Below are 4,614 nucleotides of genomic sequence, written 5' to 3' on the forward strand. Positions count from 1 at the left end.
AACTCGTCACCCGCCACCTCGCCGTCAGCCACGATGACGTTGGCTGCGGCCGAGATCCCAGCCTGCATCAGCGCTTCGTCGCCGGCATAGGCCGTGACGGTCCGACCGAAGCGGGTCAGCAGATCCTTGAGGGCGTTCATCGCAATCCAATCGTTTTTCAGACAGCAGCCCTACAGCAGCGCAAGCGACATGCTACGAGGCCTGACTGGGCTTGCTTCTCTAGCAGGGCCCGCGTTTGGCAGCTTCGAATGACCCGGCTGGCAGAACTACAGAACGACCCCGCGTTCCGACAGGCGGTATTGGCCGCGCAGGGGGCTTCCAGCACCCTCAGCGGACGAGAGGTGACTGAGGCAGAAGCTCAGTTCCTTGTAGGCATCGCGCTGGCCACCTTCGCGAATGCCGGTGGCCTGAGCGAGCCGAGCGTCAGTCATCTCGCGCGCTTCTCTAGCAAGCTAGGGGCGAGCGAGACTGTCGATAGCCTGACTCAGCACTGAGCATCGAGAGGCACCCCGCGGCTCGCGTCCGCGGGGCAGTCGATAATTATTTACCGCTGGGAGCTGCGCCGCTGCCGGTGGTGCCGTTGCCCGAGCCGCTGCTGGCAGGGGCACCGGGGGTATCGACGCGCGGACCACCGCTGGTGCCAGGCGCCATGCCAGTCCCCATCGAGCTGGATCCAGTCTCCATGGACTTCTCGGAGCTGCTCTTTACGCTGCCAGGATTGTTCATATTGCCCTCAGCGCTTCCCCCTCCAGCCGGCGTCTGGGCAAGGGCGGCCCCGGTAACCGCAACTGCGAGCGCTGCAGCAAGGGCAAGTGTCTTCATCGACATGGCGTTCTACTCCGGACGGATCGGTTCGATCGGTCTTGGGCTGAACGTCATCGTGATCGATATCGTTCAAGCTTTCGTCGTGGATCACCGCACTCGGCATCATTTTGCTTGCCGCCGGTGCTCGGTTCAGCTACGCGGCGGCCCCAGACAGAAAAAAGGCCACCCCCGAAGGAGCGGCCCGAAGTCTAGGGAGGAAACGCCCAAGAAGGGCAGCGGGATCGCGACGCCATCGCCATCCCGCAGTGCAAAGCTAGGCCATCGCACTGCAGCAGGCAACAACCGAATGGTTGAACCGCTCTGCGTAGTTGGTGCCCCTAAGGCGTAGCCCAGGCTCCCACTGCATAGCTGACGGTCCTTAAACCTGGTGATGCGCTTCGATCGTCCGCACGCGCGTCCCGACCAGGCGAACCGTTTTCCGTAGCTGTTCTTCGGTGACACCCAGGCGGGCGGCGAGCGCGGCACGCGCAGCGCGGTCATTGATGTCGATATGGGTGCGGGGAGATGACTGGAGCTGCGCCGTATCCATAGCTGTGTGGTCACGCCCGACGGCGTGCCTCTGCTGATGTGGTGGAACTGAGCGCTCAACCCCGATCAAGCAGCGTAGTTGCCCGCCTCCCCGGTCCTGCGACGAATATCAACAGATATCGCGACGGCACCTCGTGATTGAAGGCCCAGGCCCTGGGCCGGCGCTTGCGGTGTCCAGTTCCCCCGCCGCACCGACCCTGACGCAACTGACCAGCTGAGGCTTCACGGAGGGGCAAGGAACTGGTCTGCGTGTGCCTGTTGTAGGGGATCTCTCACAACGCTCGCCGCAGCAGGCGGACCAGCTTGGAGCTACAGGGTGCCCAGCCGGCCTTCAGGTCTGCCCATGCTTGCACTTGTTCCGGAAGGCCTTGCGCGCCTTGCCATGCAAACCCTGCTTATCGGCTTCTGCCGAGCATTCTTTCGACTTAGCCGTGCGGTCCGCCTTGGGTGCATCGGACTTCATCGCCGGTGCGGACGCAGCTGCGCCGGGCACCATGCCAGGTGTGTTCGTCGTCCCTTGCGCATTGGCAGAAGCGACGAGGAAAAGGCTGCTCGCGACCAACGAAACGGCGAGGGTGAGCTTCATGATCGAATGCTCCTATAAGCCGCCTGAAACAGCTTCACGACAACCTGCGTTCCGCCACACACGGATCAGTGATTTGTCACTTGATCCATACTATCGCGCTCGACGGGCGCTCGGCTTCGGCCCCCCAGAGGTTGCGCTTGGCGCGAGTCTTACTCGCAACCGCGAGATCGCCGCCGCGGTCGCGGATCACAACCCAAGCGCGAAAATCGTCTGAACCATCCACGTTAAGCGCTATTAACCCAGATCAAGAGCGGTTTGAGGGCTGCTCACTTTCCCATCAGTTTCAGACCCGTGTTCAGCATGCGAACCGTTGACCCGTACATGCCCTCCCTCGGCTCGTCGCAGGATCCAGTATTGCACGGTGTAGCCACCGGATTGGCGGACCTGTTTCCCCCAGTCGACCATCCTGTAGGCTTCACGGATGGATCTCAGGGCACTGCCGACGTCGTCACTGAGCCAACCCAGACATCAGAGGATACCTCAGACGGCGGGAGGTGACTGGACCGGTGAATACCGGTTCCCATCAGCGCTCGTGAGCTTGATGGCACAACTCCCGCCTCTACACCCGGGGCGGGCCTTTGCCGGTCAGTGTCGCCGATGATCTAGGGCCATGGGCCGGCGCTTGCAGTCTCCAGTCCCGCCGCCGCACCGACCCTCACGCGACTGCCCGGCCAAGGCTTCACGGGCGACCTGCGGGGACTGGCCCGGAGAGCGCTTGTCGTCATGTGCTTGCCCGCCGCACGCCTTGCAGTGTCGCGAACGCCTCGGGCGCACTGACGGGAAGAGGTGGCGGTGTAGCAGATCCTGTGATGACCACCACGGAGGTAAGTGGCCTCAGGCGGCCTTCTCCAAGACCCGCTCCATCTGAACGTCGGCGAGGTAGTTCATCAGGCGACCGGCCATATCGGAAGTGGCACCCGCGACCCAGACCGGAACGGGCAACTCGGCTTGCGCTACGGCGGCGATGACGGACTCAGCCTTCAGTGCGGCCTCACGGGGCGTGGCGGCGACGAGGAACCGGACCCCCTGCTGAGTTTCGATCAGAATCGCGATGCTCGTCATGACGCCCTCAACGAGGCGGCCGCGAGAACCGTTTCGTCGTCAACCCTGCTTTCTCGTCCGCCCTGCCGAACGCCTGCAGACCCTCACCGCATAGCTCGGCCCGCCCTACCATCCGCGCGGATTCTCGCCCTACCTGATCGGTCAAGGTCGCCAGCCGCTTGTCGGCAGCTCTTCTTCGGTTCCGTTTTCCCCGATTCTGACAGGACTAGAACTTCAGTAGGCGTGCGGTTCGCGGATTTGCACCCTCCCGCCTGTGCCGGTGAGGCGGAGGCGGACGATCCAAGTCTGGATAGTGGGTCTCGGGTTCGCGCCAGCCGTAGCCAAGCCGTCCACTCGGGCGAGACGATGCGGACGATGTTGGTGTCGTTGCGGAAGCCGGTGATCTGGCGCTCCTCGACGGTGAGCAGCCCGAGCTTGCGGGCTTCACGGATGGCGTTGCGGACCGTGGTCTCGGCCACGCCCGTGACGGCTGCGAGGTTCGGCACCGACAGCCGGCAGTCCTTCCGGCGCACCACCTCGGCCGCCACGAGGGCGAGGACAGCCTGCTCGGCCAGCGTAAACCGGGCTGCTAGCCCCGGTGGAAGCCGCCCCGAGGCGGCCCAGCGGCGACGGCGCTCCATCGAGGCATCCGTGCGCGGGCGGGAGCCGACGGTCCTCCTGGGCGATCCTACACGAGGCTGGGAAATGCCGGGATCCTCGGCATTTGCGGTCCCCGGATCGGGGGAGCGCAAAACCTGTGTGACCCCTAGGGTATCGCTCCGCCGTGGGGCGGACAGGGTCCGCGCCTCGATCAGGCCGGACAGGGCCTCAGCCTCGGCCTCCGTGACCTTCCCGTCTCCGTAGGCGCGCCACAGCAGCGCCGTCACGGACGGCAGTGTGATTCGGCTCGCGGCCTCGATGGCGCGCCTCAACTCGTCGGCAAACATGGTCCTCGGCCCCGTGAAAGGGCCGCAACAGGTCGTTCCGGGCCGCCGCAGAGGCGTCCGGTCCACAAGGCAAAGCCTCATCGTCGCGGGAATTGGCGTTCCCGCTTGACGCCTGGGGGCGTCTCGTGGCTTGTGGGGATTGGAAACCGGCCCCCACAGGCCACTTAGATTTTCGACGGGCTCCTCGTTTGGCGACGGGGGGCCCGTTGGCTTTTCAGGGGTCGACTTGCGGCGGCTGTGTCTCCTGATGGTTCCGGCGACTCGCACAGAGCACGCGCCAGCCGGACATGGCATGTCGGCCGGACGGCACGGTTAAGTCAACGTTGAGGAGCCGCAGTGACCGAGCTTGAGAGGGTTGAGCGCGAGATCGCCACCTGCAAGAGAGCGTCCGGTCCTCGTTGCGCGCACTTGAAGACCCAGACCTGTCCGCGGAAGGGGCACGGCGCGAACGAGCGAGCATCGAGCTCTACCGGCGGCATCTCAGCGACCTGCTCGCAAAACGCGACGACCTGCAGGCTCTGATGGGCGAATGAGTGTGGCTGTCCTGAACCAGCCGGCGAGGCGCAACGCTTCGTTGACCGCTTAGATGTAGGTTTTCTTCAGCGACCGGGCTCAGCGCCCGAACACTGGCAGAGCAGCACGGTCCACGCCCCCGGACGTCGTGCAGCCCCACCAGCATCGTCGCGT

General features: G+C 64.7%; 6 protein-coding genes. All 6 read right to left on the minus strand.

The features are described from left to right. Positions 1-266: 266 nt before the first annotated feature. Complete coding sequence (locus MKL11_RS16285) at positions 267-431, minus strand: hypothetical protein (RefSeq protein ID WP_243945154.1); 165 nt, start codon at positions 429-431, stop codon at positions 267-269. 109 nt (positions 432-540) lie between these two features. Further along, the gene (locus MKL11_RS16290) at positions 541-828 is read right to left on the minus strand and encodes a hypothetical protein (RefSeq protein WP_243945155.1); all 288 of its coding nucleotides are present in this window, start codon (positions 826-828) and stop codon (positions 541-543) included. Between the two features lie 355 nt (positions 829-1,183). Continuing rightward, entirely contained in the window at positions 1,184-1,354 is a 171-nt protein-coding gene (locus MKL11_RS16295; RefSeq protein WP_243945156.1) for a DUF3606 domain-containing protein, read from the minus strand. A 330-nt stretch (positions 1,355-1,684) separates the two neighbouring features. Continuing rightward, the gene (locus MKL11_RS16300) at positions 1,685-1,939 is read right to left on the minus strand and encodes a PsiF family protein (RefSeq protein WP_243945157.1); all 255 of its coding nucleotides are present in this window, start codon (positions 1,937-1,939) and stop codon (positions 1,685-1,687) included. Positions 1,940-2,773: 834 nt separating this feature from the next. Further along, complete coding sequence (locus MKL11_RS16305) at positions 2,774-3,001, minus strand: hypothetical protein (protein WP_243945158.1); 228 nt, start codon at positions 2,999-3,001, stop codon at positions 2,774-2,776. A gap of 83 nt (positions 3,002-3,084) precedes the next feature. Next, positions 3,085-3,927: a helix-turn-helix domain-containing protein gene (locus MKL11_RS16310; protein WP_243945159.1), complete on the minus strand. Its 843-nt coding sequence runs from the start codon at positions 3,925-3,927 to the stop codon at positions 3,085-3,087. Positions 3,928-4,614 lie beyond the last annotated feature (687 nt).

The sequence above is a fragment of the Methylobacterium sp. J-077 genome (assembly GCF_022829365.1).
Taxonomy (GTDB): domain Bacteria; phylum Pseudomonadota; class Alphaproteobacteria; order Rhizobiales; family Beijerinckiaceae; genus Methylobacterium.

Coding starts and splice junctions, on each gene's coding strand:
- MKL11_RS16310 (WP_243945159.1), bottom strand. CDS start 3,927: ATGTTTGCCGACGAGTTGAGGCGCGCCATCGAGGCCGCGAGCCGAATC.
- MKL11_RS16305 (WP_243945158.1), bottom strand. CDS start 3,001: ATGACGAGCATCGCGATTCTGATCGAAACTCAGCAGGGGGTCCGGTTC.
- MKL11_RS16300 (WP_243945157.1), bottom strand. CDS start 1,939: ATGAAGCTCACCCTCGCCGTTTCGTTGGTCGCGAGCAGCCTTTTCCTC.
- MKL11_RS16295 (WP_243945156.1), bottom strand. CDS start 1,354: ATGGATACGGCGCAGCTCCAGTCATCTCCCCGCACCCATATCGACATC.
- MKL11_RS16290 (WP_243945155.1), bottom strand. CDS start 828: ATGTCGATGAAGACACTTGCCCTTGCTGCAGCGCTCGCAGTTGCGGTT.
- MKL11_RS16285 (WP_243945154.1), bottom strand. CDS start 431: ATGACTGACGCTCGGCTCGCTCAGGCCACCGGCATTCGCGAAGGTGGC.